This window comes from Fodinicola feengrottensis, from assembly GCF_010993775.1.
GTDB classification, from domain to species: domain Bacteria; phylum Actinomycetota; class Actinomycetes; order Mycobacteriales; family HKI-0501; genus Fodinicola; species Fodinicola feengrottensis.
In genome coordinates this window covers 21,258-45,393 of the sequence record NZ_WOTO01000072.1, presented here as the reverse complement: position 1 = coordinate 45,393, position 24,136 = coordinate 21,258, and the positions used below count along the sequence as shown (strand labels likewise).

Genomic DNA, 24,136 nt, shown 5'->3' with positions numbered 1-24,136 from the left:
GTGGGTGCGGTCTTCCTGCTCTGCGCGCTGGCCGACACACCGGTGGTCGAGGCCATCGAGAAATCGGCGCGTACGCAGACATTCACCAGCCCACCAATGGCTGTTCTGGTCAGCTCGGAATTCGTCCGCGGACTCCTGCACGCGGCGGTTTTTCGTTGTCATCGTGGCACTTCTGCGCCGCAGGTGGCCAGTGGCCTGGCTGTGGTGCGCGGTGTCGTTGGCGCTGCTGAATGGCTGGATTCCGATCATCACGCAAACCACGCTGGCGCCGCTGATCCGGGTGGCGAACGGCGTCGAGATCACCCTCAGCTCAGTCATCTTCGGCCTGCTCGCGGCCTGGTTGCTGGCCCACCGAGCGGCCCCGGCACCGGATCGGCATGCTGGGTAGATGCCACCCCCCGGCCGGCGCAAAGCTGCTGTCCGCACCCGAACGCTCGGCCAGCGTCCTCGCGGCGGCCGCCCGAGTATTCGCGGCCGGCGGGTACGCGCGTACGTCCATCGACGACATCGCCGCCGAGGCCGGCATCACCAAAAACTCATCGTCTACCGGCATTTTGCCTCCAAACAGGCGCTCTACCGGGCCGTGATCGACCAGATCGCCGGAAAACTCGGCGCCGTCGAACGAGCGCCGGTGAACGGGACGACGTACGAAGATCTGCTCGCGGGCGTGACGCGGACGCTGGCCGACACCATGCGAGTCGCCAGACAGGCACCGGACGCTTTCCGGCTGCTCATTCGCGACGCCCAGCATGAGCCGGAATTCGCCGACTATGCCAAGGAAATTCTGGCGAGGAGCGTGCCGATCAGCGCCCAGGCGCTGGCTGGGATCGCCGATCCGGCGATCCGCCGGTGGACCGCGGAGGTGATCGCTACCACCGTGGACAACGCGATGCTGAGATGGCTGGAACTGGGCGCCGGCCGACCGGGATGACGAGATGGCGCCGATCCTAGCCCGCATGCTGGCTGGCATCGGCGGTGCCGCTTTAAGACCGTAAGGTCCTTGTAAGGAGGATCCTGTCCATCTCGTGGTTAGCATCGGGCCATGTCATTTCGGGTCCGCGCGGTGGCGGGTTTTTTCGTTGCTGGCGCTGCTGGTCGCGGGATGCGGCGGCGGAGCTACCAAAAAACCGTTCCGTCCGGTACGCCGGGAGAGCCCACCTGGGCGCCCTGGCCGTCCGCGCTGCACGACGCCCGGCACAGTGGCGCGTCGACCTCCGATGGCCCGCAGAGCGGGAAATTCCGCTGGCAGCGCCAGCTCGAAACGTCGATCACACCTGGCCCGGTGATCGGCGCGGACGGGACGATTTACGTCGCGTCCAACACCGGAATTTTCCACGCACTCGATCCGGCGACCGGAAATGACCGCTGGACGTACGATCTCGGCCATGCCGGCGGTGGTGACCTGTCGGTCTCTCCGCACTCGTGCTGCCCAGTGGCGACATTCTCGTACCGAGCGCACAACAGCTGGTCGCACTGTCGCCAGCGGGCGTACACCTCTGGACACAGGACCTCCCGGGCGTACCGACTTCTCCGGTCACCGCCAACGGAGACCGCGTCTATGTCGGCGACATGTCCGGCGGCGTGAGCGCGATCGACGTGACTGGGGGAAAGTCTCACCGTCTGGTGTGGACGGTCCAGGCCGGCTCGGGGTCGTACGGGTCGGTGGTCGCCACCGGAACGGGCCGGCTTTACACCACCGCCGACTCCGGCCTGGTCGCTGTCGACGACCACGGCAGCACTGGGAAAGTGGCCTGGCGAGCCAATCCCAGCGACGGCATCACCGAAGTCTCAGCCGGCTTGGCCGCCGACGGCACCGCGATCCTTGGTACGAACGGAAAGCGGGAGTGGGCCTACCATCCGGACGGCACGCGGGCCTGGGACTCGCCGCGGACCATCACTTATTCTTCGCCGTCAGTTCACCGCGAACGGCCTGGTCTATGTCGGTGACCACGCTGGTTTTGTGCACGTTTTCAGCGTGAAAGACGGAACTGAATCCGCCACCTACGGGCCCGTACCCACTTTGATCTGGAGCTCCACCGTGGTCGACCGCCGCTCAGACGTGTATTTCGCCGGCCAGAACGGCCATGTGTACGGCGTCACCGCTGCCGGTAAGCGTTTGTTCGACGTAAAAGTGGGTGGCCAGGTGGACAGCTATCCGGCCCTGACAGCCGACGGCGCCCTGATTGTCGGCGCCCGCAACGGCATTCTCACTTCGATTAGCTGAGATCCGCGCTGCAGATGACATCCTGGTAGGGGCCGCTGGTGACGGCCTTGGAGTCCACCTGCCTGCCATCGACAGTGATGGAGCAGGTAACCGGCGAGTCGCCGCCCATTTGATTGACATTCAGCGTGATGTAGTCGACCACGCCACTGTCGATCGTCTCAGTGTCGGTCCAGGGCGATGTGACATCGTAGATGTTTTGATCAAGGCCAGTGGAGTCGTAGAAACCGATCTCGCCGATCGAACTGCCGGGGCTCGATGCCGAATACGTCACCACGTGCGGCTGGCCGGTGCCCGAACTGCTGGGCGGCGTGGCCGAGGCTGTCGTCGGATTCTGTGCGTTGCCGGCGGTGAACAGCAGCACGGCACCCATCACCCCAGCGCACAGACACAGCACAACCACCAGGCCGCCGGCCATCATGCCGATGATCACACCGGTGCTGAGTCCGGCTCTGGGCGGCGGTGGAACGAAACCAGAAAACGGCGAATTAGCCGGATATGCCATCTTTCTCCCCGTCTTTCCCCGTACTTGCCGACAAGCAGCATACGGGGGCAGACGGGCGGCTGTTGCCAGAATTTTGTGAGGCCCGTCGGCCGCATGATCCTTTAAGCGATCTCGGCGAGCACCTCGATTTCCAACGCCAGGTTGGCCGGAAGGGAGTTGACGCCAACCGCGATGCGCGCATGCTGCCCGGCCGGGCCGAACACCTTGATGAACACGTCCGATGCGCCGTCGATCACTTTCGTGTGCTCGACGAAATTCGGTGTCGCGTTTACCCATCCGCGGACCATGACGATGCGCCGTACCCGGTCCAATGAGCCAAGTTCGGCTCGCATGCTGGCAAGTGCGCTGTATGCGGCGCGGCCGGCGGCCTCATAGCCGGCCGCGGTGTCCAGCTCCTCACCAAGTTTTCCCAGTACCACAGAACCGTCCACCCCAATCGGGATGTGCCCGCCGAGGACGAGAAGACTGCCGACGACCACGGAGTTGACGTACGAGCCGGCCGGCGGAAAGGGCGCCGGCAGGTCCAGATCCAATTCGTTTGACATAGGCCCGGACACTGGCACAGGACTTGTCGACCGTCGATTACCTCAGAGGTAAGCGTCCCCAGCCGACGTTATTCAGTGATGACTATCCATTGCCACCAGTCACGATGATCCGATTCGGCACGATCGCGCCGGCCGGCAGCGGCGGCACCAGTACGAAATGAATGCCGTCAGCGGAAACCACCTCGCCATACGGAGTACTCTTCGGCCACAATGCGGCGGAGTAGGACCCGAGAACGGTCCGATAGGGAATGCCGCCCGGAGCCGGTTTCGTGGAGATCCGCTGGAAAGTAGCGCCAGCGTCGGTGCTGCGGATGACCGGAGACGAATCACCGCCGGCAGTGTTCATGTCGATCGTCGCGACCGACCCATCGCCGAGAACGCCTAAACCGGAGACAACCCTGCCGATCGTCTGGGTCTTCTGCCAGGTCAGGCCACCGTCGGTGGTGCGAAGGAGCACCTGCGGACCAGGAATGTACTCCACCAGGGCATATCCGGTATGGCCGTCGAGGCTGTCCACGGTGACCTGCCGATCCGGGTGTTTCGGTCCATCCTTGGCAAAGTTGACGCCACTGGAGCCTTTCGCCGCCGGGGCGTCGAACGTGTGCCAGGTCGCGCCGCGGTCGCGGCTGACGGCGACCGCGCCATCGCCTCCAGCCAGAGCGAACCGTTCGTGGGCTGTCGCTCGTTCGTCGGTAGGCAGCCCCTCGCGGCGGTGCCGAGCGGGTGTAGCTGACCGGACCCCGGATCAACGGCCATCGGGACGGTGGGCGGCTGGCCAGCCTTGGCCACCGGGCCGGCGGCCAGCTCGCCAGCTGAGGCGTTCGCGGCCGGCTGGGCGAGCAGGGCGTCCGTGCTCAGCGGCGTCAGCAGTTGCCACTGGGTGGGCAATGAACGTACGGCCGCGCCGGCTGCTGGGCGTACGGACCAGGTTTCCCCGCCGTCGTGTGTGATGAGGTTCCCGACCATCGTGGTCTGCGCGTCCAGCGCGACCACCGCATGCGGGTTGGCCAGGCTGGATGGCAGTTTGCGAGTGTCCCACGTGTGCCCGCCATCGGCCGTACGCGACCAGGCGAACCCGCCCGCCGCCAGTTTGCTGACGACCTCGTTAATCGTCGTACTCAGGACAACCGAACCGACCACGTTGGTGTTGGCCGGCAACCTACCGGCGATCACGGTGGCCGCCAGATCGCCGGTCAGCCGATCGGAATGGCTGGCGAACTGGGTGCCAGTCACCCCGACCGCCAGCGCCGCCACCGCGGCGGTCGCGCCGACGGCGAGCCGGCGCTGTTTGATCCGCCGGCCCTGCTGGACCACGGCCCGCACATCGACCCGTACGCCCGGATCGAAGGTGCGCAGAGCCGTCTTCACATCCTGGTCATCAAACATCTGCTACTCCTTCAGGCTGGGGAATTCGACCGCTGGCCGCGAAAACCGGGTCGGCGCGGAGCTTGCCGAGAGCGCGCGAAGCCGTGGACTTCACCGTGCCGGTCGTCACTCCCAGCTGCGCGGCCACACTGTCGGACGGCAGATCGAGGAAATACCGCAGGACCACGACCAGCCGCTCGCGCCGGGTCAACCGGCTCATCGCGTCGGCCAACTCCTGCCGGTCGATCACCACGCTCGCGAAATCGGGCTGCGGAGCTGGCTCCCGCAGTCCTGCGACCGGCACCTCGAGTCGACTCCGTCGCCGCCACCAGTCGATGTGACTGTTCAGCAGGATTCGCCGGGTGAACGCGTACGGGTCCTCCATCCGGATTCGCCGCCACGCCACGTACGTCTTCGCGTACGCGGTCTGCGTCAGGTCCTCCGCACGCCCCTGGTCGCCCGTCAGCAAATACGCGATCGCGGTGAACTGCCTGGTCGTACGGTGCACGTAGCTGGTGAAGTCGTCCACTTCATCCGAAGTCATCCCCGTCCCTTCGCTGCCACCCACAACGACGCAGGCATTGCCGGAAAGGTTGAGAACGAGTTATCCGAGTGGACCGGTGAGGTAGCGTTGAATGGTCGGGCCGAATCGCGCGACCAGCTGATCGATGGTGAGCTCGGCCAGCGGCGGCACGCCCAGCACGTACCGGCAGGTGCCCAGGCCGACAAGCTGGGTCATCACCGCGGACGCACGCTGCTCAGCCTCGGCTGGCACCGCGCGAGCAGGGCCGCGGTGTGCGGGATGACCTGCTCGCGAAAGACGGTGAGCATGCGCGCCGCGGCGAGCTCGTTTCCCATCGCGGCACGGAAAAGGAAGATGTACGCCTCCCGGAACCGCTCATCCTCCCATTTGCCGATGAAATGCCGGATAATCCGCTCGCCGAGCTGCTCTCTCGGTACGTTTCCCAGGTCTGGCAACGTAAGATCGACGTCCAGAACGGCGTGGAACAGCTTTTCCTTGGAGCCATAGTAACGCATCACCAGCGCCGGATCGATGCCCGCGTCGGCGGCGATGGCCCGGATCGTCGAGCGCTGGTAGCCGCTGCTCGCGAACTCGGTCCTCGCGGCAGCGAGGATGGCCGCCTTCGTACGCTCCGACCGCCGCTGCAGGGAGCTGGGCTCGGCCTCGGTCTGGTCCGGCTGACTCGCCATCGGTGTCCTCGCTGATCGGTTCGCCGCCGAGTTTACGGCGAGTGTCAACGGGCGTTGATATGCGGTGGGCTCCGGGGCTAAAGTCATGTCAACACGCGTTGACCTCAGTCTAGCGAGAGGGGTAACGGTGGACTGGACCTTCGCGGCGGCCGGACTGGTCACCGGATTCCTGGTCGGCCTGACCGGCACCGGCGGCGGCGCTCTGATGACGCCGATCCTGACGCTGCTGCTCGGCGTGCCACCGCTGGCCGCGGTGTCCACCGACCTGGTGACCAGCGTGGTGATGAAGCCGTTCGCCGTGCTGGTGCACTTGCGCCAGCACACCATCCGCTGGCGGATCGCACTGTGGCTGTGTGTCGGATCGGTGCCGGCGGCATTCGTCGGCGCGATGGTGGACGGCCTGCTCCGCTCCGCACGAGTGGACGGCATTCTGCGCATCCTGCTGGGCGCGGCCCTACTGCTGGCGGTCGCTTCCACCGTCGTACGAATGTATCTGGATCTGCGCAAACGCCCGGAAAACCCAGGCGTGGAGCCGGAAGCGGCGGTGGCGCCGGGCCGGCTCGTGCTGATCGGCGTGGTGGTGGGCTTCATTGTCGGAGTCACGTCCGTCGGCTCCGGGTCTCTCGTCATGGTCACGCTTTTGCTGATGTATCCACGCCTTTCGGCCGGCCGGCTGGTGGGCACCGACCTCGCCCAGGCACTGCCCCTGGTGGCCTCGGCCGCCCTCGGACACCTGTTCTTTGGCGAAGTACACTTTGGCCTGGTGGCTGGCCTTCTGGTCGGCTCGATCCCGGGCGCCGTCATCGGCGCGCTGCTCTCGTCGCGCGCACCCCCAGCCGAGTCATCCGGGTGACGCTCGCCGTCGTTCTGCTCGCCTCCGGCCTCAGCCTGCTCGGACTGGCCGCACTCACCACCCTGATTGTGGTCGCGGTGGCCGCACTTATCGCCGCGACGGCGTGGTTTTTACTGGCGCGTACGACACACTCGGCTGCCGCCAACGAGAAAACGACCGTACCTTCGAAAGGAAGGGAACTACTATGAAGGTCATCGGCGCGGGCTTCCCGCGTACTGCACCTCCACCCAGCAGACCGTGCTCAATAAACTGGGCTTTGGCCCCTGCTATCACATGCGCGAAGTCATGGAACACCCCGAGCACATCGACAGCTGGGTCGCCGCCTATTCCGGGGAAAAGATCGACCTGGTGGCCACCTTCGCCGGATACCAGTCGACCACCGACTCGCCCGGCTGTTATTTCTGGCGCGAGCTAATGGAAGCGTACCCGGACGCGAAGGTCCTGCTCAGCGTACGGGACCCAGAGAAATGGTACCAAAGCATGATCAAAACCGTCCTCAACGAAGACCTCTTCAAGGAGGTGGACGGCCCGACTACCTCCGCGCGGCGACTGGTACCGGTGATGTTCGACCGGATGTTTGGCGGATCCCGGGAAAAAAGACCACCTCATCAACGTCTTCAGCCGCCACAACGAAGCCGTAAGACGCGAGGTGCCGGCTGAGAAGCTGCTCGTGTACGAGGTCAGCGACGGCTGGGAGCCGTTGTGCGCATTCCTTGGCGTGCCGGTGCCGGACGAGGAATTCCCCTGGCTCAACGACTCGGCGGCCTTTGTTCGTACGGTCGCAGAATTCCGCAGTCGCCAGTAGGCGTACCAACAAAGTTTGGCCGCCGGGAGCAACGCTGCATCCCGGCGGCCAAACGGCAGGTTTCCCTTATCCCTCAGGTAAGGAGTCGACCACGGTGGCGGCCAACTTGAGGTAGGCATCCTGGGTGTGGTGGGACAGCAGAAGCCACTGCGGCACCCCGCCGGCGGCGAGATGCCGGTCATGCGGCACCCGCAGGACATGGGCCACCTGCCTGCTCAACTCCGCCTCCAACCGGTCCAGGTCCAGCTCCCCCGCGACCGTGTGAGAGGCGTTGACGACCACCGTCGAGGTGGCCACCTTGAGCGGGAATCGCCTGGCCAGCCAGTCCATTCCCTCCACCAGCACCTCCGCGGCGTCGAAACTCGGCCTGGTCACCGCGACCACCGCGTCGGCAGCCTCCACAATGGACAGAAGGCCGCCTCGCGCATGCCGGTGCCCAGATCCACCACGATGATGGAATAGAAACGCGAGAGCACCCCGAGGACCTCGCGATATTCCACCGGCCCGAGCCGGCCGGCCGCGGCGGTGTCCGAGCGGACCACGCACAGCCCGCCTTCGGCCTCGGTCACATAAGGCATCAGGTCCGCGTACCGCTGCACATGCTCGCTGTAACACCGAAGTTCGCTGGCGCTGCCCGGACTGTACGGCTCGGCCACCCGCTTGATCAGGTTGCCGGAGTCCGGGTTGGCGTCCAGCGCGGCGATCAGATCTCCCCGCAGCCGGGCCAAAACCTGCCCCAGCTGCAAGGCGGTAGTCGACTTGCCGACGCCGCCTTTCGGGCTGAACACCGCGATCACCTTCGGTGCCGCGAGCGGCCGGCGGGACAGTCGGGCCCATCGGCGGTGGCGGCGCTCGCGGGCACCTGGGCGCACCCCTCGCGCACCCAGCCGCCAAGCGATCCGCTGCCACCCCAGGATCGGCGGCTGTCGCGACTCGCGGAGATAGTCCTCCGGCCGCAAAAGCCGGCTCTGGTCCACTTTCGCCAGGGTGCTCGGCTCCGCTCCCGCGTCGGCACCCGTACGATCCGGGAACCACAGCGGGGCGTCCAACTCCGGCGTACCGGACCTGGACACCACCGGCCGCTGTTCCCCGCGCGGCCTTGCGCCGCGCGCCGGCTCACCCACCGGCCGGACTCCCTTCGTCATTGATATTCCCGGTGTCCGCGGCAGGTCCGGCATCTGGCGGCGGACCTGCGTCTGGCGGCGGGCTTGTGTCTGGGGGCGGACCTGCGTCTGGGGGCGGACCGGCATCTGGCGGCGGACCCGCGTCCGGCGGCGGTCCGGCGTCTGGCGGCGGACCCGCGTCCGGAGGCGGCCCGGCATCTGGCGGCGGAGCGACGTTGTCCGGAGTATCGCCCTGACCATTCACCCCGGCCTGGCCCGGACCGGCGTCTGGCGGTGGGCCGCCTTCGTTGTTGATGTTTCCGTTGTCCGGGTACGAACCGCCGTCAGGTGCGCCCAGGTTGTCCGGCGTATCACCCTGACCATTCACCCCAGCCTGCCCCGGAACGGCCTCATCATTGATGTTTCCGTTGTCCGGGTACGAACCGCCGTCAGGTGCGCCCAGGTTGTCCGGCGTATCACCCTGACCATTCACCCCAGCCTGCCCCGGAACGGCCTCATCATTGATGTTTCCGTTGTCCGGGTACGAACCGCCGTCAGGTGCGCCCAGGTTGTCCGGCGTATCACCCTGACCATTCACCCCAGCCTGCCCCGGAACGGCCTCATCATTGATGTTTCCGGTGTCCGCGGCCGCGCTGCCGTCCGGCACGCCCAGGTTGTTCGGAGTATCACCCTGACCGTTGACGCCCGCCTGCGCTGGCGCCGATTCGGGGCATGCCTCGGATTGGCAGTAAACACCGTTCTTGACGCCGAAAGGCGCACCCGGCGAGCCGGGTGGCACGTTGGCCGCCGGTCAGTGGGCGGAGCCGAGTCGGCTCCCAACATGGAATAGAGAAAACCAGCCCAGTTGAGCCTGCCCGCGATGCTCGTCGGCGCGCCGACCGGCGGCAGCCTCCGGAACCAGTCACCCCAGTCCGAACTGGACGGTTCGGTCGGGGTGCGTACGTCCGGAGGGCTGCCCTCGGCCGACACATTCGACGAATCCCCGGCAACACCCGCATCCCCAGCCACCCCCGGCGGGTCGGCCGGCGGCCCTTCGACCGGACCGGTCTCGCCTTCCACCGCGCCGGGTTCCGCCGGCGCACCTTCGGCCGGTTGTTCGGTCGGCGCACCCTCAACCGGTGCACCTTCAGCCGGCGCCTCGTCCGCCGGACCACTTTCGGCCGGTGCACCCTCAGTCGGAGCACCCTCAACTGGTGCACCCTCAGCCGGTACGGTCTCGTCCGGTGGAGCCTGTTCCGCGGGCGGAGCCTGCTCGTCCGGGGGTGCCTGTTCGTCCCCGCCGTTCGGATCGGCTTCGGACGGAGGCTGCGCATCGGGGCCGTACACCGGATCCTCGCCGGCCGGCGAGCCCTCGGCCGGAGTTTCCGGGCTTGCTTCGGACGGCGCCTCGGGAGGCGTCATCTTCTGCAGGGAGCGCAGCATCTTGCTCACCAGCCATGGCTCACTGCCCGGTGGCAGGCAGCTTCCGTCGACGCCCTCGCTGGTGGCGACGCAGGTTGCCGTCACGTTGATATCCGACTCGTTGCCCTTACCGAGCGGTTTCGCCCCGAACTGGATGATCGGCTGGCACTCGTCCTTGGTCTGGGACTGTTCACAGACGCCACCGACCCGACCTTTTCCGTTTCCCACCCGGGAGTTTTCGAAGAGGTGACAGTTTCGGCCGTACTGATCGCAGCCAAAACCCACGTCGTTGTACGTCGATCCCGGCAAGCCGATGGGTCCGTTGTTCGCCTTTTGGACGTAGAGAACATTGTTTCCGGGTTTGGGCATCGGCACCAGCCGGCCGTAGACGACCGCACCGCCCTTGCCGTAACCCAGGCCACTGGTGAGTGCCGCCGCGGGTTTTCCGTTCTCGTCCTTGCCCAACGTCAGTTCCACCATGCCGCCCGGGCCGTCGTAAACCCCCAGGCGCGCGTTGTATCCGTAACCGTTCGGGATCGCGTCCCAGGTCTTGCCGACCGCGTTCACGATGCCGTTCCAGGCCGCTCCCGCCGCCGATCCCACCGGATTCCCCTGATCGCCGCCAGGAGGCGCCGGCGGCGCCGGCGCCGACAGCAGCGTCGGCACCAGTCCACCACTTTCGGCCGCCGCGTGCTGCGGTGTGTACGGCGAACCCGCCGGCGGCACGGCAGCCGGATTCTGTTGCGGAGCAACGGAATTCTGCGGTGAATGCAGGGGTTCCTGCGCCGGGTCTACGGAATCCGGGGCAGCGCCGGCACCACCCTGTTGGACGACCGGGGCCGGCGCCAGCGCCAGCGGTGTGGGCATCACCGGGGCCGCCGCCGAGATGTTCGCCAACACCAGCGCGCTGGCGATGCCGGTGGCGCCCACCAAACCCAGTCTGGCCAACCGGGGCCCGATCGTAGGCGCCGCATGACCTGGACGGGACCAGATTTTGCGTTCCGGCCGGGCCGGGGTGGCCGGCAGCGAGTTCGCCATCACCGCCCGGACAAAGCCACGCGCGGTGGTGACCGGCACCATCAACGTGTACGAGTCGCCCTGCCCGCGCAGTTTCTTACGCTCACTGCCCGGAGGCATTCCCACATAGCTGGTCAGGCCCAGATTTCGCAGGTCCGCAAGCAATCCGTCCTCGCACAGCGCGACCAGCACCGGACTCTCGCCGGCCGGCAGGTGCTCCGCGCACCAGTTGCCCACCAGCCGTTCGTACGCGGGAGCAGTGAAATCCCGGCCACGCAGGGGTGGCACAAGTGCGGAAACGCTGCGGTCGCGAGCCGCCGCCCGAGCTTCGATTTCAGTGGCGACCGCATACGCGAACCGGCTTTCGCGGGATGATCACCACATACGTACCGTCCCGGGCTCCTTTCCTGACATTGGCACCCAGCCAGCGGTCCGGCGACGCCCGCAGGCCACCGGCCCCGGCGTCTTCGTCCGGCTTGATAAGCACAGCAGACACTCCTTTCGTTCGTACGATCGCAGGATGATCGGTCAGCTCACCGGGCCGGCGACAGCCAAGGTCGCAGAAACGGCGGAATCCACGAGTTGCCTCCGTCGGGGTCGCGCTTGGGTGGCGCAGGGGTGGACCGATGGCCGCTCGGCAAGGTGGCCCGTACGGCTTTCGCGGCCTCCGAGGGAAAACCTGGCGAACGGGGGTGCTGGCTCGCCGGCACGGCCCTGGCGGCCGTCGCCGATGCGCCGGGCACGGAGTCCGCTGGCTGATACACCCCGACGATCGCGACCAGGCCCCCGACGATCACCGCTCCCAACAGCAGGGTTAGCAGGCTCACCAACCAGAATCTTCGTGCCCACCCGACCGCGCTCATCCGCGCAATGCCTGATATCCAGGCGGCGGTGTCGACCACATTCGGGTGGCGGCTCCGGGTCGACGGGAAGTGGGACGGTGTTTTGCTGCGCGCGGCGGCGCGAATCGCTCCGGAGTGGAGTCCGTCTGACCAGGCATTTGCATGTCTCCCCTGTCGGGAACATTCATCGTTGACTGTTCACGGAAATCCGGAAAACATTTTGCTCCGCCAACAAGGGACCCGAGATTACCCGTGACCGCCAACAGAAAACAATCCAGACCAGAAGATTTTTTCTTTTTTTCCGAGTTCGGCAGTTCTCCGGACCGGCGTTACCCACCCTGGCAGTTTGCCCAGGATACGCCCGCGGCGCTCACGAGTGTTCCTAAGGAACTGTAAAGAACGCCGTCATTTCCTTGCTCCGCGGCACATCGGCCACCAAGGTGACGCTGACGCCAGCAAAGGAGAGATCTTTTGAATTCCGCGAGTTCGATGGTCGTACGAACGAACAGGCACAGCGTTGCCGGCAATGTGGTCAGGGGTTCTCTCGGCAATCTCATCGAGTGGTACGACTGGTATGCGTACGCCGCCTTCAGCGTCTACTTCGCGGCGACTTTCTTCCCGTCCGGCGATCTCACCGCCAAGCTGCTGGACACCGCCGGGGTGTTCGCGGTCGGTTTCCTGATGCGGCCGGTCGGCGGTTGGATTCTCGGTCGCTACGCCGATCGGCATGGCCGGCGGGCCGCACTCACCCTGTCGGTGAGCCTGATGGCGGTCGGTGCGTTACTGATCGCGGCGAACCCCCGCTATGCGGTCATCGGTACGGCCGCGCCAGCATTACTCCTGCTGGCCCGGCTCGTCCAGGGCATCTCGGTCGGCGGCGAATATTCCACCGCGGCAACATATCTGTCCGAGGTGGCACCGCGCGGCCGTCGGGGGTACTACTCGGCTTTCCAGTACGTGACCCTGGTGATGGGGCAGTTGGTGGCGCTCGGCCTGCAGATCGGCCTGCAGCACCTGCTGACCGATCGGCAGCTGACCCTGTGGGGCTGGCGAATCGCCTTCGCGGTCGGCGCTTTCGCGGCCGTCGCCGTGGTGTGGCTGCGCCGGACCATGGACGAGTCGGCCAGTTTCCGGCAGGCCGGCCCACAGACCGCCGAAAGACGCGGGACCATCCGGTCGCTGATGCGCCACCCCCGATCGTTCTTCCTGGTGGTGGGCCTGACCATGGGCGGCACGGTGGCGTTTTACACGTACACCACGTATATGCAGAAATTCATGATCAACACCAGCGGCATCGACAAAACCTCGGTGACCACCATCAACTTCGTCGCGCTGCTGATCTTCGTGGTGATGCAACCCCTTTACGGCGCGCTGTCGGACCGGATCGGGCGCCGCCCGCTGCTGCTGTTCTTCGGGATCGCCGGATCACTGGGCACCGTACCGATTCTCACCCTGCTGGCCGGCACCCACAATCCGCTCACGGCCTTCGTCCTGATGATGTCCGCCCTGGTCATCGTGGCCGGCTACACTCGATCAGCGCGGTGGTCAAGGCGGAACTCTTCCCGGTGCATATCCGGGCCCTGGGTGTCGGCCTCCCGTACGCGCTGGCGACCGCGATCTTCGGTGGAACCGCCGAATACATCGCGCTCGCACTGAAACAGCAGGGCCACGAGAACTGGTTCTACTGGTATGTGACCGCCTGCATACTGGTCTCTTTCGTGGTGTACGCACGAATGCGGGAAACTTCGCAGCGATCCTGGATAGACCGCGACACCGAAAACCTCGACTGAGATGAGAACGACATGCGGGTGATGGTGGTCGAGGACGACGACGGAGTCGCGGACGCACTGACCGACGGGCTGCGCGGTTTCGCGATTCGAACCCTGCGGGTTCGCCGCGCGGACGACATGTTGCGCGATCACACCATGGCCGACCTGGTGCTGCTGGATCTCGGGCTGCCGGACCTGGACGGTCTCGATGGCCTGCGCAAACTCCGACGGATCTCCAATGTGCCGGTTATCGTGCTCACCGCTCGAAACGACGATCGGAGCGTGATCCGCGGCCTGCGCCTGGGCGCGGACGACTACCTGGTGAAACCGGTCGGCCTGACCGTCCTGCTGGCCCGAATCGAAGCGGTACGCCGACGCGGACGTACGGTCCGCGCCGACGCTCACGCCGTCGTCCAGATCGCGGATATCCACATTGAACTGGATTCCCGGCAGGTCATTGTCGGCGGCACGCCGGTCGCGCTCACCCCGATCGAATTCGGCATTCTGGCGTCCCTCGCGCGCCGGGTCGGGGAGGCGGTCAGCCGGCAGCTGGTGATGGACGAAGTGTGGGGAGACGCGTATCTTGCGGTGTCCCGGTCGTTGGATGTCCACATCGGTGCTCTACGGGGCAAACTCGGCCGCCCCGGACTGATCACCACCATTCGCGGATTCGGTTTTCGGCTGGAGGAATCACCAGGATGCGCAGTCGACTCCTCGCCGCGGTCCTAGTTCTCGCCCTGGTGGTCAGCACCGCTCTCGCGGTCCCGCTTGCGCTGATGATCGCGTCGGCACGTACGGCCTCGTTCGCGGCCCAGCGACAGCACGACCTGGCCTGGTTCGTGACGCTGGCGCTGGATCATTCTCCCGGTGGCATCAGGAGGGTGACCACCGAAATGGCGCGCTACACGGCCGTTTACGGCGACGGCCTGGTGCTCGTGGACAGCCGCGGAGACCAGCTGGCGGCCACCGGATCCGGCTCGCTCACCCGTCCGGCCATCGCCGCCGCGGCCGCGAATGCCCTGCGCAGCCAACAAATCGCGGCTCCGCCCCTGCTCCTGCCCTGGTCGAGGGGAACCGTGGTCTTCGCGCTCCCAGTAGGTGGCCCGACGACAGTCAGCGGCGCCGTCGTGCTGGACGCGAATGTGCGCTTGGCCGCGGCGGATCTGGCGGTTTCGTGGGGCGTGGTCGGCGCAGGCCTCGCCGCGGTCGCGCTGTCTTTTGCCCTGTTGGCACTGGGATTGACCCGGTGGCTGCTGCAGCCGCTGCGCGAGTTGCAGGCCGCGACCCAGGCATTGGCGGCCGGGACCGGGGATGTGCGGGTGGCCGGCCGCAGCGGACCGCCGGAAATCCGCGAGCTCGGGGCCCGATTCAACGGGCTTTGCGAGGCACTCGCGCAAGCCGCGCAACAGCAGCGCGACCTGGTCGCGGACGCCTCCCACCAGCTGCGCAATCCGATGGCCGCGTTGCGCCTGCGACTGGATGCGGCCGCCACCGATCCTGGCTCTATAAGGAAAAACCGGCTCGCGCTGGGCGCGGCCGCGACCGAGCTGAGCCGGCTGGAACAGCTGCTGGACGGCCTTCTGCAGTTGGCCCGGGCGGACAGTTTCGCGGTCGGCACCGCCACCAGCGCGCAGGCCGCGGAGATTCGGTGCACCGGCTGGTGGGTGCTGTCCGAGCGGGTCGACGCCTGGCGGCCAACCGCATGCAGGTCGCAAATCACCCTATGTGCCGACGAAAACAGCTGGTCGGGTGAGGTGGCGATCAGCGAGCTCGACCTCGGGCAGATGCTGGATGTGTTCCTGGACAACGCGATCCGCTATGCGGGGCGAAGCGCCGAGGTGCGTACGAGCATCCAGCGGCATGGATCCACCGGCCGATTCGTGTTGTGTGACAACGGTACGGGACTGCCGGCGAACGAGCTGGCAGCGGCGACCCGGCGGTTCTGGCGGTCGGCGCGTACATCCGCACAGCCGGGCAGCGGCCTGGGCCTCGCGATAGCCGACCAACTCGCCCCGCGCGCATCACGGGAGAGTTTCCCTGCGGCACACCGATCCGGCCGGCCTGACCGTCGTACTGGAGCTTCCGATCGCCCGGGCGCAGGGAAAGTAGGACACCATGAAACGCCGGCTGTTGTTACGTGCCGTCCCCGGCACGGCCGCGCTCGGCGTTTTGGGCGCCTGCGGGCCGCAGACCTACCGCGGACCGACCACCTCGCTGCGGATCGCGGCCGGCGAGCGCGGCGGGCTTTTCTACGCCTTCGCCACCCTGCTCGCCGGGCAGATCGCCGCCACCGAACCGAAACTGCGGCCCACCGTGGTGGAAACCGATGCCAGTCAGCAAAATCTGCGGCTGCTGACGACTTTCTCGGCCGACCTCGCGCTGACGCTGCTCGACTCGGCCACCGGCGAGCCCGGCCGCAGCTGGCTGCGAGCACTCGGCCGGACGTACGAGGACTACCTGCAACTGCTGGTGTCTGCTGGCGGCCGGATTCAGCAACTCGCCGATCTGGCCGGCGCCCGCATCTCGCTGGGCGCCGCCGGCTCAGGTGCTGCTTTCACCGGCCAACGTCTGCTGGCGGTGGCGGGGCTGGAAAACCATGCCCTGGACGTCCGCCATTACCCGATCGCCCAGGCGGCCGTCGCGTTGCGGACCGGGTCCGTCGACGCCCTGCTGTGGTCCGGCGGCATACCCACTCCGCTGCTGTCCGCCCTGGCCCGAAAGTTTCCGGTACGGATGCTCGATCTTCAGCTGGTTCTCGCTGATCTGCAGGGAAAGTTCCCGGATCTGTACGATGCCGCGGTAGCCCCTCCAGGGGTGTACGGCCAACAGCTCGCGGTCCGTACGGTCGGGGTGGCCACGCTGCTGACCTGCCGAGCCGACCTCGACCCGGCCATCGCGGCGGCGGTGACCAACGTCCTGGTCACCCGTTCCGCCCAGCTCGTCCCGCCCGAGGTTGTCGGCACCCAGTTCCTGGACACCCCGACTTTGCTGGCCACCGGCCGGATTCCGCTGCATCCGGGAGCCATCACGGCGTACCGACAACTCCGCCACTGAGAGACCTCTGGTGTTCGACTGGCGTCTTTTCGAGGTTGAATTTCTTCGTTAAGGTGCGTTGCCGGTGAGAGTGGTCGCCAGCGCCTGCCAGGCCCGCGCGGATTCCAGCGCCAGCGCGGCCACCACGTCCGTGCAGTGCGGCGGGACGCTGTCCAGCCAGCCCTGCCAGTCGGTGGGTTCGACCAGGTGCGCATCCATCCAGCGCAGCAGCAGATCCCGGCCGGCCTCGTTGTAGCGCAACGAAGGATCGTCCTTGAGCGCCCGCAACCGGGTCCGACCGCCGGCCGGACCGGTCTCTTTTTCGGTAGCACAAAGCCGCAGCGGCCGGGCGCCGCCCTGCTGGCCAGCCGGCACCGGGTCCTCCCCCAGCTGAACGCGCCGCCGGACGTCGTGCGCGGTGCTCACCGAAATTCCACTGGCCTGGGCGACCGCACGCAGAGCCACGCCCGGATCGGCGAGAATAAGCGCGCTGGCCCGGCGTCGGCCGTTGGCGCTGTTCAACGGCCGGGTCCTGCCGTCCCGGCCGACGCGTTTTTCGTCACCGGAAACACCTTCCACCATGGACTGCCGCCTGATCGTGCGTACGGTGCCTTCCGAAAGGCCAGCCGCCTCGCCGACCGTACGATTCGACCAGTTCGGATGAAACTGCAGGATCCGCACCGCGGCGGCCTTGCGGTCGCCCCGGGACAGCGGCAGACCATGCGCGACATTTCTCTCGTACGGCAAGGACAAACGCGTCCCGCTCGGAGCCGTCGAAGAAGCCGGCGGCGATGTGGCTGCGGCCGCGCAGCTGCGCGGCCCGCACTCTGTGCATTCCGTCGATCACCCGCATCGTCCGCCGGTGCACAAGAATGGGCGGCAGGTTGTCGTTCAGCTCGGCGAGCAGCCGGGAGTGTTCGGCGATTTCCCCACTCAGCCGCGGCCAACTTGTCAGTACCAGTGAGGAAATTCGTACCAGCTCCACGGAATTCTGGTCGACGGCCAGGTCGTTCCCGGCGGACGGCGCCACCGCGCACCCACTTCCTGTTTCGTTCGGATGGACCTTCGAGACCGCGATGATGTGCACTTGTTCCCCCAGCGCGCGGAAACCCCGAGACCAGACGCTTCTGGCATTACCCGCCAAATCGGATGTCTACCTGACCATTACAACCCCGCCCAAGCCCTGGCGACAGTTGTTAATACGCGCAGTTTTATTGCCGAAGAACTACCCAGGCCGGTAGAAATGTACCCTCCGCGTCACGGACAGTTATGCCTTGACACTCACTGTCGACAGTTCTACTCTCGATCGAGAAATCGATATCTGACTTCCCGAAAACATCTTCCGGAATGCCGTGAAAATGGACCCGGAAGCCGTGACGAAAGTGGCACCATGACCACCGGCGGTTTCCTGCACCGACTGCGAACCCGACAGAACCGCACCACGATCACCATGCACGACGCCATGATCACCCTCGTCCCCGGTTATCACCGGTTACCCGCGAGTAAATGCGCCCTTTTGCTGGACGAGGTCCGCGAGACATGGGACGTCACGCTGAAACGTGCGATGACGAACGAGCCTTTCACCGCCGAGGATTTGAGTCTGCTCGCCATGATTGGCCAGCGCCGCGCGACGGACCATTTCCCGCTGGCGGACATTCGGGCCGGATTCGAGGTGGCATATGTGACCGGCCTGCGGGAATGTTTCGCCTCCGCGGCCGCGGACGACCGAGCCCGAACTGATCGATTTCACTTCCTGGGGAGTCGACCAGCTCGACCGGGCCGTCCAGGCGGTCACGAACACCTATCTCCAGGTGTGCCGCGATACCGGCGATCTCCGGCCAGCTCGTGAGTTGTTGCTGCAAAACCTGCTGGACGGTACGCCCGCGCCCACCGTCGCGACCACCGCTGGAGTCGATCCGGCCACTGGATTTCTGGTGCTGCTGTGCCGACCCCGAAACGGCGTCGACTGGAGCCGGTGCGCGGCCACCGTACGAGCTGCCCTTCCCGACGCGCTTTTTCGAGCGGATTCCGGCGAACTCATCATTCTGCTTCCCACGTTGGAAAATGCGGCGCCCGCCCGAGTCGGGATCGCGGACCTGGTCCTCGCGTTGGGAAGAACCGCCGGCCCGGGAATGTACGCGACGCAGGCCTTCGCGCCGACGCCGCAAGCCGTCCCAGCCGCCGTGGACGAAGCCCGCGAAGCGCTTTTGCTGGTGGCCGCGATGCCCGACGTACGACTGCGCCCGTACCAAATGCAGGAGTTGCTGATCGAGTTGGCGGTCGCCCGGCAACCGGCTGTCCGGCAGCGGTTGGCCGACCTGCTGACCCCGTTGGGGTCCGGGAAAGATCTCACCCACACGCTGGAAACTCTTTTCGACTGCGGACTGGATCGGGAGCGGACCACCAAAGCGCTGCACATCCACCGGCGGACCCTCACCTATCGACTGCAGCGCATTCGCGAGCTCACCGGAATTAATCCAGCCACCGCACATGGCATTCAGGTCCTGCGGTCGGCCTTGGTCGCCACCCGGCTGCCGGTGTTGACGGATCCGCGCCACAAAAAGCCCTGATTTATCCGCAGTCGAACAATTCCCCGTACCCAACCGCCGATCGCTATTCTTTAGAGGCCTCGACGCGACCGGAGGTGACCAACGGACAAGAACCCTGATCGACCGTTCTTCCGGCCGGTGACCCGACGCGGCGGTGAGCCTGCCCCCTCGCCCAACCGCGGCGAAGGGCGCCGGTTCGGAAGACGGTGAATGGCGGCGGTGACCGGGACCTCTCGCGGTCACCGCCGTCGCCCTGTCACCAGGGCCCGGCCGCATCGGCTGATGTGCCGCCATATGCTGACTTCCCCTCCCGAAGCCGCCTTCTTCGGTCCACTCCACGATCGGCAGCAGCGCTGAGTGCGCTGCCATCTGGCTGATAGAGAGTGAGAGCGGTTACACCATCACGCGGGGAACTGAAATATCTTGGTAGCGGCGATGAGTTCTGGCCTAGTACACAGTCCCTATTGCTACAAGACCTCAGGCAAGACATCGAAGGGCCATAACCATGCCAACCAACGACACAGCTCGCCGGACCAGCGCCGCGCGCGACGTCGACGAACGTACTGAAGGGCAGCGGTCCGTGGACCTGACAACGCTCAGTGACCCCGCTGTCACCGACCCGAACAAGATGAGCGCCCGCGACCGTACGGTCATCGGCGTTCTGCTCGTCTCGACGTTTGTTGTGCTGCTCAATGAGACCATCATGAGCGTCGCGCTGCCAGTGCTGATGCAGAAGTTGAACGTCGATCCGAACACCGGCCAATGGCTCACCGCCGGCTTCCTGCTGACGATGGCGGTGATCATCCCGATCACCGGCTTCCTGATCCGCCGCGTCCACACTCGTACGCTCTACGGCATCGCCATGGTGCTCTTCAGCACCGGCACCCTCACCGCCGCGCTGGCTCCCGGCTTCCCGGTGCTGCTGGCTGCCAGGTTCATCCAGGCCAGCGGTACGGCGATCATGATGCCGCTGTTGATGACGACCGTCATGACGCTGGTCCCGCCGGCCCGCCGCGGCGCGGTGATGGGCAAACCTGTCGATCGTCATCTCGGTGGCGCCGGCGATCGGCCCGACCATCTCCGGCATCCTGCTCAACCTGCTCGGCTGGCGCGCGATGTTCTGGACAGTGCTGCCGATCGCGCTGGTCACGCTGGTCATCGGCGTACGGCAGATGAAGACGTCGGCGAGCAGAGCCACACGCCCATCGACATCCCGTCGGTGATCCTGTCCGTCTTCGGGTTCGGCGGCCTGGTGTACGGGCTGAGCAGCATCGGCCAGACCTCGTCTGCGCCATCCGTGCTCCCGCTCTGGCTGCCGTTCGTGGTCGGTGGCGTCGGGCTGACCGCTTTCGTGGTTCGCCAGCTGCTCCTGCAGCGCACCGATCGCGCGCTGCTGGACCTGCGTACGTTCAAGTCGCGTACGTTCACGCTCTCCTCGGCGATGATGGCGCTGATGATGATGACCCTGCTGGGCACCATCGTGCTGCTGCCGATCTACCTGCAGACCGTGTTGCACCTGGAGCCGGTCGTCACCGGCTTGCTGCTGCTGCCCGGCGGGTTGCTGATGGGACTGCTGGGACCGGTGGTGGGACGGCTCTACGACCGCTTCGGCATCCGCAAGCTGTTGGTGCCCGGCGCGGTGATCACCAGCGCGGCGCTCTGGTCGACCACGTTCTTCAAAACCGCGACCAGCCCGATCTGGCTGGTGCTGGTTTTCCACCTGCTGCTCAGCACCGGGCTGGCCTTCGTCTTCACCCCGCTGTTCACCGGCGGTCTCGGCGCGGTCGAGCCGAAGCTCTACTCGTACGGCAGCGCGATCTTCGCGACCACCCAGCAGCTCGCCGGCGCCGCCGGGGTGGCCCTGCTGGTCGCCATCCTCAGCGTCCGTTCCGCCGCCCTCGCCGGCGCTGGTGCCAACGCGATCGAAAGCACCGCTGGCGGCATCCACACCGCTTTCCTGGTCGCCGCCATCGTGTCGCTAGTCGCGATTTTCGGGGCTTTCCTCATCAAAACGCCCGCCAACGACTAATTCGCGTCGAACTGCTCGCCGATCCCTCGTGCCGGGATCGGCGAGTTTTGTTTCTGCCGGAATGGCCAATTTTGGCCTGAACAGCTGGTTGCGCGTGGCCGTTCGGCCGGATCACCATCGGTGGTGCGGGAAAACGCGGCCAAGCGACTGGCTCTCATCGTCATCGTGGCCTGCCAGGTCACCTTGGTCGTCGACTCGACGATCGTCAATGTGGCACTGCCCAGCATCCAACGCGGGCTGGGATTCTCCGCGGCTGACCTGTCGTGGGTGGCGAACGCGTACACCCTCGCCTTCGGCGGGCTGATGCTCCTCGGTGGCCGGGCCGGCGACATTCTCGGCCACCGCCGGGTGTTCCTCACCGGAGTCATGCTCTTCAGCCTGGCGTCGGTGGCCGGCGGCTGCGCGCTCACGCCGAGCTGGCTGCTGGCCGCCAGGGCCGTTCAGGGCGTCGGCGCCGCGCTCGCCGGCCCGGGCGCCCTCGCGCTTATCAACACCACTTTCGACGAAGGCCCCCAGCGGTCCCGCGCGATCGCCATCTTCGCTAGCACGAACAGTGTGGCGATGGTGTTCGGGCTGGTCCTGGGTGGTGTTCTTGCCGCGTGGACGTGGCGCGCGACGCTGTTCGTGACCGTCCCGGTCGGCATCGCGATCGTGATCCTCACCCCGCTGTGCATCGGCGAGTCCAGCCGCCGCCGGGCCCGTTTCGACTTCGCCGGCGCACTGACCGTGACCACCGGCATGACCCTGCTGGTGTACGGCTTCATCCGAGCCGCCGAGAACGGCTGGACCGAGCCGCTGACAGTCGCCATTCTCGCCGTCGCCGCCGTCCTGCTGGCGACCTTCGTGGCGGTGGAGAGCCGAGCCAGCCAGCCCATCGTGCCGCTGTGGTTGTTCCGCGACCGGGAACGCTCCGGTGCGTACGCAATGCGCGCGCTGGTTTTCGCGTCGAACGGCGGCGCGCTGTTCTTCCTGACGATCTACCTGCAAACCGTGCTGGGCTACACCCCGCTACAGTCCGGCCTCGCGGTTCTTCCTTCCACCGTCCCGTATCTGGTGGCCAGCCGGGCCGTGCCACGGCTGCTGCGGCGTACCGGCCCGAAACCGGTGATGGTGGCCGGCGCGGTCCTGATGCTGGCGGGCATGGCGTGGCTGACGCAGGTTTCCGCGACAAGCACCTTCCTTTCCGTTGTGCTGGGCCCCTTTCTGCTCTTCGGCGTTGGCACCGGATTCATCTCGGTGGCCGCCATGGTGCTCGGCATGACCGGGATCCCGGACGGCGAGTTCGGCGTCGCCTCCGGTGTCCTGCAGGCCACCCCACCGATCGGCAACACCCTCGGCGTGGCGATTTTCGTGACAGTGCTCGCATCGCTGTCACCGCCGGCGCCCAAGGTGGTCGGCATCGCCGGCGGCTACACCGCCGGCCTGGTCTTCGGCATCGGCATGATCGCGATCGCCCTGCTGGCCTTTCGCGGCAGCCGCCGCAAAACCCTCGCCCCGGTCAGCTGAAGCAGCGAGGCCGGACAGGAGCCTCTGCTCCTGTCCGGCGTACTCGTCGCGAAACGTCTATGAGCTCATTTCCACACATGGCAGGCCCCAGGAGCCGTACCCGCCGCCAGGCTTGTGGTTCCACAGCTCACCACACACACCACCGCACGGCCGGCACTGGCACGTTGTAGACGTTCCCCGGCACCACTCGCAGGGCATAGTTGTACGCAGGAGTGTTGTAATCCCAGCCGCCGCCGGCCCGCCAGAAATGGACGTTGTACACGCCCGCCGGCTCATCCTCGATCCACTGCTCCCAGTTGATCACCCCGCCAGACGCCCGAATCCAGAGCGCCACACTGGACCCACTGTCCGCGGACGCCGGCGTCGCTGTGGTGGCGAGGATCCCAGCAGAGGCCAGCAGGAGCCCCGCCGACAACGAAACCCGCCGGACAACTCTCGCCGAGCGCGAGCCGGTCAAAGTTTTACGCATGATTGTTCCTCCACATAGTCTGGATGGAAAAATGATCGGACTCAGGCGATCGCCCGAGCGATACCGACACTAGCCAGGCGCCCTTTCTTGGGCCTTTCAGTTGCCCTGTACGCGCTGCTTGTACGTGAACGCGCTCGCTCTACGTTTTGTTGGTGGCATTGAGAAAATGAGCATTTCCTGATAGGCGAAACGCGGTCGAACTGTCGGTGGTGGCGGTAGAATTAGCGGCTGGGCCGACGGACGAAGACCCATCCGCGGAATCAACCAACTCGCCGCATAGAAAATCCAACCGGCCGTCCAAGCCCTGCCACCATCTACGGAAATCCACTCGCCCTTGCCGACATCAGCTACCGTGGAAAGCGTGACCACAGTCCAGCAGGATTTCCCCGTACCACCGGCCCAGCTGTGGAAGGCAATCCCGGCCGCCATCGAAGCGGTCAAGGGGAAAAATCCCCTCTACCAGCAAAAGAACGGCGTCGTCACCTTCACTATTGGCACCAGCGTGCTCACCTGGGGAATGGTCGTCGAGGCGACCGTCCAGCCGGCCGCCGGTGGGGCACGGCTGACCATGGAAATCGATCTGAGAGTCGGCCTGATCGACTATGGCGCCCGAAAACGTCTCGGCCGCCGCTTCATCACCGCAGCCCGCGACGCGACCCAGCGATAGCCCACGTCACGGGCTGATCGCAGTGCAACGCCAGCAACGGGCAGTCCTGAATGACCGGCGGCACGATCCGAATCTTCACCCCAACGCCCACCAACCCGCGGTGCCCGCCGACGCCGACCGACACGCCGACATGCAGCGGCGGGACACCTACCCGTACGCGCACTCGAATCCCACTCCGAGCGGGCGGCGTCGGCGGCACCCGTGATGCACTGGCCGACGGTTGC

30 protein-coding genes and 3 pseudogenes are annotated in these 24,136 nt (G+C 66.3%); 18 read left to right on the top strand and 15 right to left on the bottom strand.

Annotated features, from left to right (window positions below; genetic code table 11):
• Positions 1 to 163: 163 nt before the first annotated feature.
• From GNX96_RS42475 to GNX96_RS42450, 5 genes are all read left to right on the top strand, one after another.
• Entirely contained in the window at positions 164 to 388 is a 225-nt protein-coding gene (locus GNX96_RS42475) for a hypothetical protein (RefSeq protein WP_163573215.1), read from the top strand.
• A complete protein-coding gene (locus GNX96_RS67495) occupies positions 389 to 931 on the top strand; it encodes a TetR/AcrR family transcriptional regulator (protein ID WP_279582971.1) in 543 nt (180 codons plus the stop codon).
• Between the two features lie 111 nt (positions 932 to 1,042).
• Positions 1,043 to 1,585 (top strand): outer membrane protein assembly factor BamB family protein, encoded by a 543-nt coding sequence (locus GNX96_RS42460; RefSeq protein WP_279582970.1) that lies wholly within the window; start codon positions 1,043 to 1,045, stop codon positions 1,583 to 1,585.
• Entirely contained in the window at positions 1,570 to 1,947 is a 378-nt protein-coding gene (locus GNX96_RS42455) for a hypothetical protein (RefSeq protein WP_452124507.1), read from the top strand. The genes GNX96_RS42460 and GNX96_RS42455 overlap by 16 nt, the downstream gene beginning before the upstream one ends.
• Positions 1,948 to 1,960: 13 nt before the next feature.
• Positions 1,961 to 2,224, top strand: coding sequence for a hypothetical protein (locus GNX96_RS42450; RefSeq protein WP_279582969.1), 264 nt, complete (start codon positions 1,961 to 1,963; stop codon positions 2,222 to 2,224).
• Here the strand turns inward: GNX96_RS42450 and GNX96_RS42445 are convergent.
• From GNX96_RS42445 to GNX96_RS42420, 7 genes are all read right to left on the bottom strand, one after another.
• Entirely contained in the window at positions 2,217 to 2,639 is a 423-nt protein-coding gene (locus GNX96_RS42445; protein ID WP_279582968.1) for an MmpS family transport accessory protein, read from the bottom strand. The genes GNX96_RS42450 and GNX96_RS42445 overlap by 8 nt on opposite strands.
• Before the next feature lie 188 nt (positions 2,640 to 2,827).
• Positions 2,828 to 3,271, bottom strand: coding sequence for a RidA family protein (locus GNX96_RS42440; RefSeq protein WP_163573208.1), 444 nt, complete (start codon positions 3,269 to 3,271; stop codon positions 2,828 to 2,830).
• Positions 3,272 to 3,353: 82 nt separating this feature from the next.
• A complete protein-coding gene (locus GNX96_RS42435) occupies positions 3,354 to 3,728 on the bottom strand; it encodes a beta propeller repeat protein (protein ID WP_163573207.1) in 375 nt (124 codons plus the stop codon).
• The gene (locus GNX96_RS42430) at positions 3,698 to 4,657 is read right to left on the bottom strand and encodes a beta propeller repeat protein (protein WP_163573206.1); all 960 of its coding nucleotides are present in this window, start codon (positions 4,655 to 4,657) and stop codon (positions 3,698 to 3,700) included. Before GNX96_RS42430 ends, GNX96_RS42435 begins: the two co-directional genes overlap by 31 nt.
• Positions 4,650 to 5,180 (bottom strand): SigE family RNA polymerase sigma factor, encoded by a 531-nt coding sequence (locus GNX96_RS42425; protein ID WP_163573205.1) that lies wholly within the window; start codon positions 5,178 to 5,180, stop codon positions 4,650 to 4,652. The genes GNX96_RS42430 and GNX96_RS42425 overlap by 8 nt, the downstream gene beginning before the upstream one ends.
• Before the next feature lie 60 nt (positions 5,181 to 5,240).
• The gene (locus tag GNX96_RS61875) at positions 5,241 to 5,375 is read right to left on the bottom strand and encodes a TetR/AcrR family transcriptional regulator (RefSeq protein WP_313885930.1); all 135 of its coding nucleotides are present in this window, start codon (positions 5,373 to 5,375) and stop codon (positions 5,241 to 5,243) included.
• On the bottom strand, positions 5,375 to 5,848 hold the full coding sequence (locus GNX96_RS42420) for a TetR/AcrR family transcriptional regulator (protein WP_313885929.1): 474 nt from the start codon (positions 5,846 to 5,848) through the stop codon (positions 5,375 to 5,377). The genes GNX96_RS61875 and GNX96_RS42420 overlap by 1 nt, the downstream gene beginning before the upstream one ends.
• 127 nt (positions 5,849 to 5,975) lie before the next feature.
• Between GNX96_RS42420 and GNX96_RS42415 the strand changes: the two genes are divergently transcribed.
• The 3 genes and pseudogenes from GNX96_RS42415 (at position 5,976) to GNX96_RS66385 (ending at position 7,506) form a co-directional block, all read left to right on the top strand.
• Complete coding sequence (locus GNX96_RS42415) at positions 5,976 to 6,701, top strand: sulfite exporter TauE/SafE family protein (RefSeq protein ID WP_163573204.1); 726 nt, start codon at positions 5,976 to 5,978, stop codon at positions 6,699 to 6,701.
• Positions 6,698 to 6,889, top strand: a complete 192-nt coding sequence (locus tag GNX96_RS42410; RefSeq protein WP_163573203.1) for a hypothetical protein — start codon at positions 6,698 to 6,700, stop codon at positions 6,887 to 6,889. The genes GNX96_RS42415 and GNX96_RS42410 overlap by 4 nt, the downstream gene beginning before the upstream one ends.
• 49 nt (positions 6,890 to 6,938) lie before the next feature.
• Positions 6,939 to 7,506, top strand: a pseudogene (locus GNX96_RS66385) (sulfotransferase family protein).
• 66 nt (positions 7,507 to 7,572) lie between these two features.
• On the opposite strand, the gene GNX96_RS42395 reads toward GNX96_RS66385, so the two are convergent.
• From GNX96_RS42395 to GNX96_RS42370, 6 genes are read right to left on the bottom strand one after another with little or no spacing between them, the layout of a single operon-like run.
• Positions 7,573 to 7,881, bottom strand: a complete 309-nt coding sequence (locus tag GNX96_RS42395) for a hypothetical protein (protein WP_163573200.1) — start codon at positions 7,879 to 7,881, stop codon at positions 7,573 to 7,575.
• Positions 7,878 to 8,630: a nucleotide-binding protein gene (locus GNX96_RS42390; RefSeq protein WP_163573199.1), complete on the bottom strand. Its 753-nt coding sequence runs from the start codon at positions 8,628 to 8,630 to the stop codon at positions 7,878 to 7,880. The genes GNX96_RS42395 and GNX96_RS42390 overlap by 4 nt, the downstream gene beginning before the upstream one ends.
• Entirely contained in the window at positions 8,623 to 9,276 is a 654-nt protein-coding gene (locus tag GNX96_RS42385; protein WP_163573198.1) for a hypothetical protein, read from the bottom strand. Before GNX96_RS42385 ends, GNX96_RS42390 begins: the two co-directional genes overlap by 8 nt.
• A complete protein-coding gene (locus tag GNX96_RS42380; protein WP_163573197.1) occupies positions 9,204 to 11,336 on the bottom strand; it encodes a hypothetical protein in 2,133 nt (710 codons plus the stop codon). The genes GNX96_RS42385 and GNX96_RS42380 overlap by 73 nt, the downstream gene beginning before the upstream one ends.
• A gap of 46 nt (positions 11,337 to 11,382) precedes the next feature.
• Positions 11,383 to 11,535: a hypothetical protein gene (locus GNX96_RS42375; protein WP_279582967.1), complete on the bottom strand. Its 153-nt coding sequence runs from the start codon at positions 11,533 to 11,535 to the stop codon at positions 11,383 to 11,385.
• A gap of 46 nt (positions 11,536 to 11,581) precedes the next feature.
• Positions 11,582 to 11,911 carry a hypothetical protein gene (locus tag GNX96_RS42370; protein ID WP_279582966.1) on the bottom strand — a complete coding sequence of 110 codons (330 nt, stop codon included), beginning with the start codon at positions 11,909 to 11,911 and terminating at the stop codon, positions 11,582 to 11,584.
• 468 nt (positions 11,912 to 12,379) lie between these two features.
• Here GNX96_RS42370 and GNX96_RS42365 point away from each other — a divergent pair.
• The 4 genes and pseudogenes from GNX96_RS42365 to GNX96_RS42340 all read left to right on the top strand — a co-directional run bounded on the left by GNX96_RS42365 (position 12,380) and on the right by GNX96_RS42340 (position 16,713).
• A pseudogene (locus GNX96_RS42365) lies at positions 12,380 to 13,680 on the top strand (MFS transporter).
• Positions 13,681 to 13,692: 12 nt separating this feature from the next.
• Positions 13,693 to 14,388 (top strand): response regulator transcription factor, encoded by a 696-nt coding sequence (locus GNX96_RS42360; protein WP_163573194.1) that lies wholly within the window; start codon positions 13,693 to 13,695, stop codon positions 14,386 to 14,388.
• A pseudogene (locus GNX96_RS66380) lies at positions 14,358 to 15,611 on the top strand (HAMP domain-containing protein); the annotation flags it as partial. The gene GNX96_RS42360 and the pseudogene GNX96_RS66380, both read left to right, overlap by 31 nt.
• A 163-nt stretch (positions 15,612 to 15,774) precedes the next feature.
• Positions 15,775 to 16,713: a TAXI family TRAP transporter solute-binding subunit gene (locus GNX96_RS42340; protein ID WP_163573193.1), complete on the top strand. Its 939-nt coding sequence runs from the start codon at positions 15,775 to 15,777 to the stop codon at positions 16,711 to 16,713.
• 48 nt (positions 16,714 to 16,761) lie between these two features.
• Here GNX96_RS42340 and GNX96_RS59500 read toward each other — a convergent pair whose 3' ends face one another.
• On the bottom strand, positions 16,762 to 17,373 hold the full coding sequence (locus tag GNX96_RS59500; protein WP_279582963.1) for a hypothetical protein: 612 nt from the start codon (positions 17,371 to 17,373) through the stop codon (positions 16,762 to 16,764).
• Between the two features lie 709 nt (positions 17,374 to 18,082).
• On the opposite strand from GNX96_RS59500, the gene GNX96_RS42330 reads away from it, so the two are divergent.
• The 4 genes from GNX96_RS42330 to GNX96_RS42315 all read left to right on the top strand — a co-directional run bounded on the left by GNX96_RS42330 (position 18,083) and on the right by GNX96_RS42315 (position 22,776).
• Positions 18,083 to 18,541 (top strand): hypothetical protein, encoded by a 459-nt coding sequence (locus GNX96_RS42330; RefSeq protein ID WP_163573192.1) that lies wholly within the window; start codon positions 18,083 to 18,085, stop codon positions 18,539 to 18,541.
• A 1-nt stretch (position 18,542) separates the two neighbouring features.
• Positions 18,543 to 19,262, top strand: coding sequence for a PucR family transcriptional regulator (locus tag GNX96_RS42325; RefSeq protein WP_279582962.1), 720 nt, complete (start codon positions 18,543 to 18,545; stop codon positions 19,260 to 19,262).
• A 484-nt stretch (positions 19,263 to 19,746) separates the two neighbouring features.
• On the top strand, positions 19,747 to 21,270 hold the full coding sequence (locus GNX96_RS67490; protein WP_452124506.1) for an MFS transporter: 1,524 nt from the start codon (positions 19,747 to 19,749) through the stop codon (positions 21,268 to 21,270).
• A 123-nt stretch (positions 21,271 to 21,393) separates the two neighbouring features.
• Positions 21,394 to 22,776: an MFS transporter gene (locus tag GNX96_RS42315; RefSeq protein ID WP_163573190.1), complete on the top strand. Its 1,383-nt coding sequence runs from the start codon at positions 21,394 to 21,396 to the stop codon at positions 22,774 to 22,776.
• A gap of 127 nt (positions 22,777 to 22,903) precedes the next feature.
• On the opposite strand, the gene GNX96_RS42310 is transcribed toward GNX96_RS42315, so the two are convergent.
• Complete coding sequence (locus tag GNX96_RS42310; RefSeq protein ID WP_163573189.1) at positions 22,904 to 23,245, bottom strand: hypothetical protein; 342 nt, start codon at positions 23,243 to 23,245, stop codon at positions 22,904 to 22,906.
• Between the two features lie 361 nt (positions 23,246 to 23,606).
• On the opposite strand from GNX96_RS42310, the gene GNX96_RS42305 reads away from it, so the two are divergent.
• Together GNX96_RS42305 and GNX96_RS59480 are read left to right on the top strand one after the other, a co-directional pair.
• Positions 23,607 to 23,912, top strand: coding sequence for a hypothetical protein (locus tag GNX96_RS42305; RefSeq protein ID WP_163573188.1), 306 nt, complete (start codon positions 23,607 to 23,609; stop codon positions 23,910 to 23,912).
• A 22-nt stretch (positions 23,913 to 23,934) separates the two neighbouring features.
• Positions 23,935 to 24,117, top strand: coding sequence for a hypothetical protein (locus GNX96_RS59480; protein ID WP_279582961.1), 183 nt, complete (start codon positions 23,935 to 23,937; stop codon positions 24,115 to 24,117).
• Positions 24,118 to 24,136 lie beyond the last annotated feature (19 nt).

Bases quoted from the DNA above. Each gene is read 5' to 3' on its own strand.
- GNX96_RS42340 (WP_163573193.1), top strand. From the start codon at position 15,775: ATGAAACGCCGGCTGTTGTTACGTGCCGTCCCCGGCACGGCCGCGCTC.
- GNX96_RS67495 (WP_279582971.1), top strand. From the start codon at position 389: ATGCCACCCCCCGGCCGGCGCAAAGCTGCTGTCCGCACCCGAACGCTC.
- GNX96_RS42445 (WP_279582968.1), bottom strand. From the start codon at position 2,639: ATGGCCGGCGGCCTGGTGGTTGTGCTGTGTCTGTGCGCTGGGGTGATG.
- GNX96_RS42360 (WP_163573194.1), top strand. From the start codon at position 13,693: ATGCGGGTGATGGTGGTCGAGGACGACGACGGAGTCGCGGACGCACTG.
- GNX96_RS67490 (WP_452124506.1), top strand. From the start codon at position 19,747: ATGCCAACCAACGACACAGCTCGCCGGACCAGCGCCGCGCGCGACGTC.
- GNX96_RS42430 (WP_163573206.1), bottom strand. From the start codon at position 4,657: ATGTTTGATGACCAGGATGTGAAGACGGCTCTGCGCACCTTCGATCCG.
- GNX96_RS42370 (WP_279582966.1), bottom strand. From the start codon at position 11,911: ATGAGCGCGGTCGGGTGGGCACGAAGATTCTGGTTGGTGAGCCTGCTA.
- GNX96_RS61875 (WP_313885930.1), bottom strand. From the start codon at position 5,375: ATGACCCAGCTTGTCGGCCTGGGCACCTGCCGGTACGTGCTGGGCGTG.
- GNX96_RS42460 (WP_279582970.1), top strand. From the start codon at position 1,043: ATGTCATTTCGGGTCCGCGCGGTGGCGGGTTTTTTCGTTGCTGGCGCT.
- GNX96_RS42330 (WP_163573192.1), top strand. From the start codon at position 18,083: ATGACCACCGGCGGTTTCCTGCACCGACTGCGAACCCGACAGAACCGC.
- GNX96_RS42440 (WP_163573208.1), bottom strand. From the start codon at position 3,271: ATGTCAAACGAATTGGATCTGGACCTGCCGGCGCCCTTTCCGCCGGCC.
- GNX96_RS42455 (WP_452124507.1), top strand. From the start codon at position 1,570: ATGTCCGGCGGCGTGAGCGCGATCGACGTGACTGGGGGAAAGTCTCAC.
- GNX96_RS42425 (WP_163573205.1), bottom strand. From the start codon at position 5,180: ATGACTTCGGATGAAGTGGACGACTTCACCAGCTACGTGCACCGTACG.
- GNX96_RS42420 (WP_313885929.1), bottom strand. From the start codon at position 5,848: ATGGCGAGTCAGCCGGACCAGACCGAGGCCGAGCCCAGCTCCCTGCAG.
- GNX96_RS42310 (WP_163573189.1), bottom strand. From the start codon at position 23,245: ATGCGTAAAACTTTGACCGGCTCGCGCTCGGCGAGAGTTGTCCGGCGG.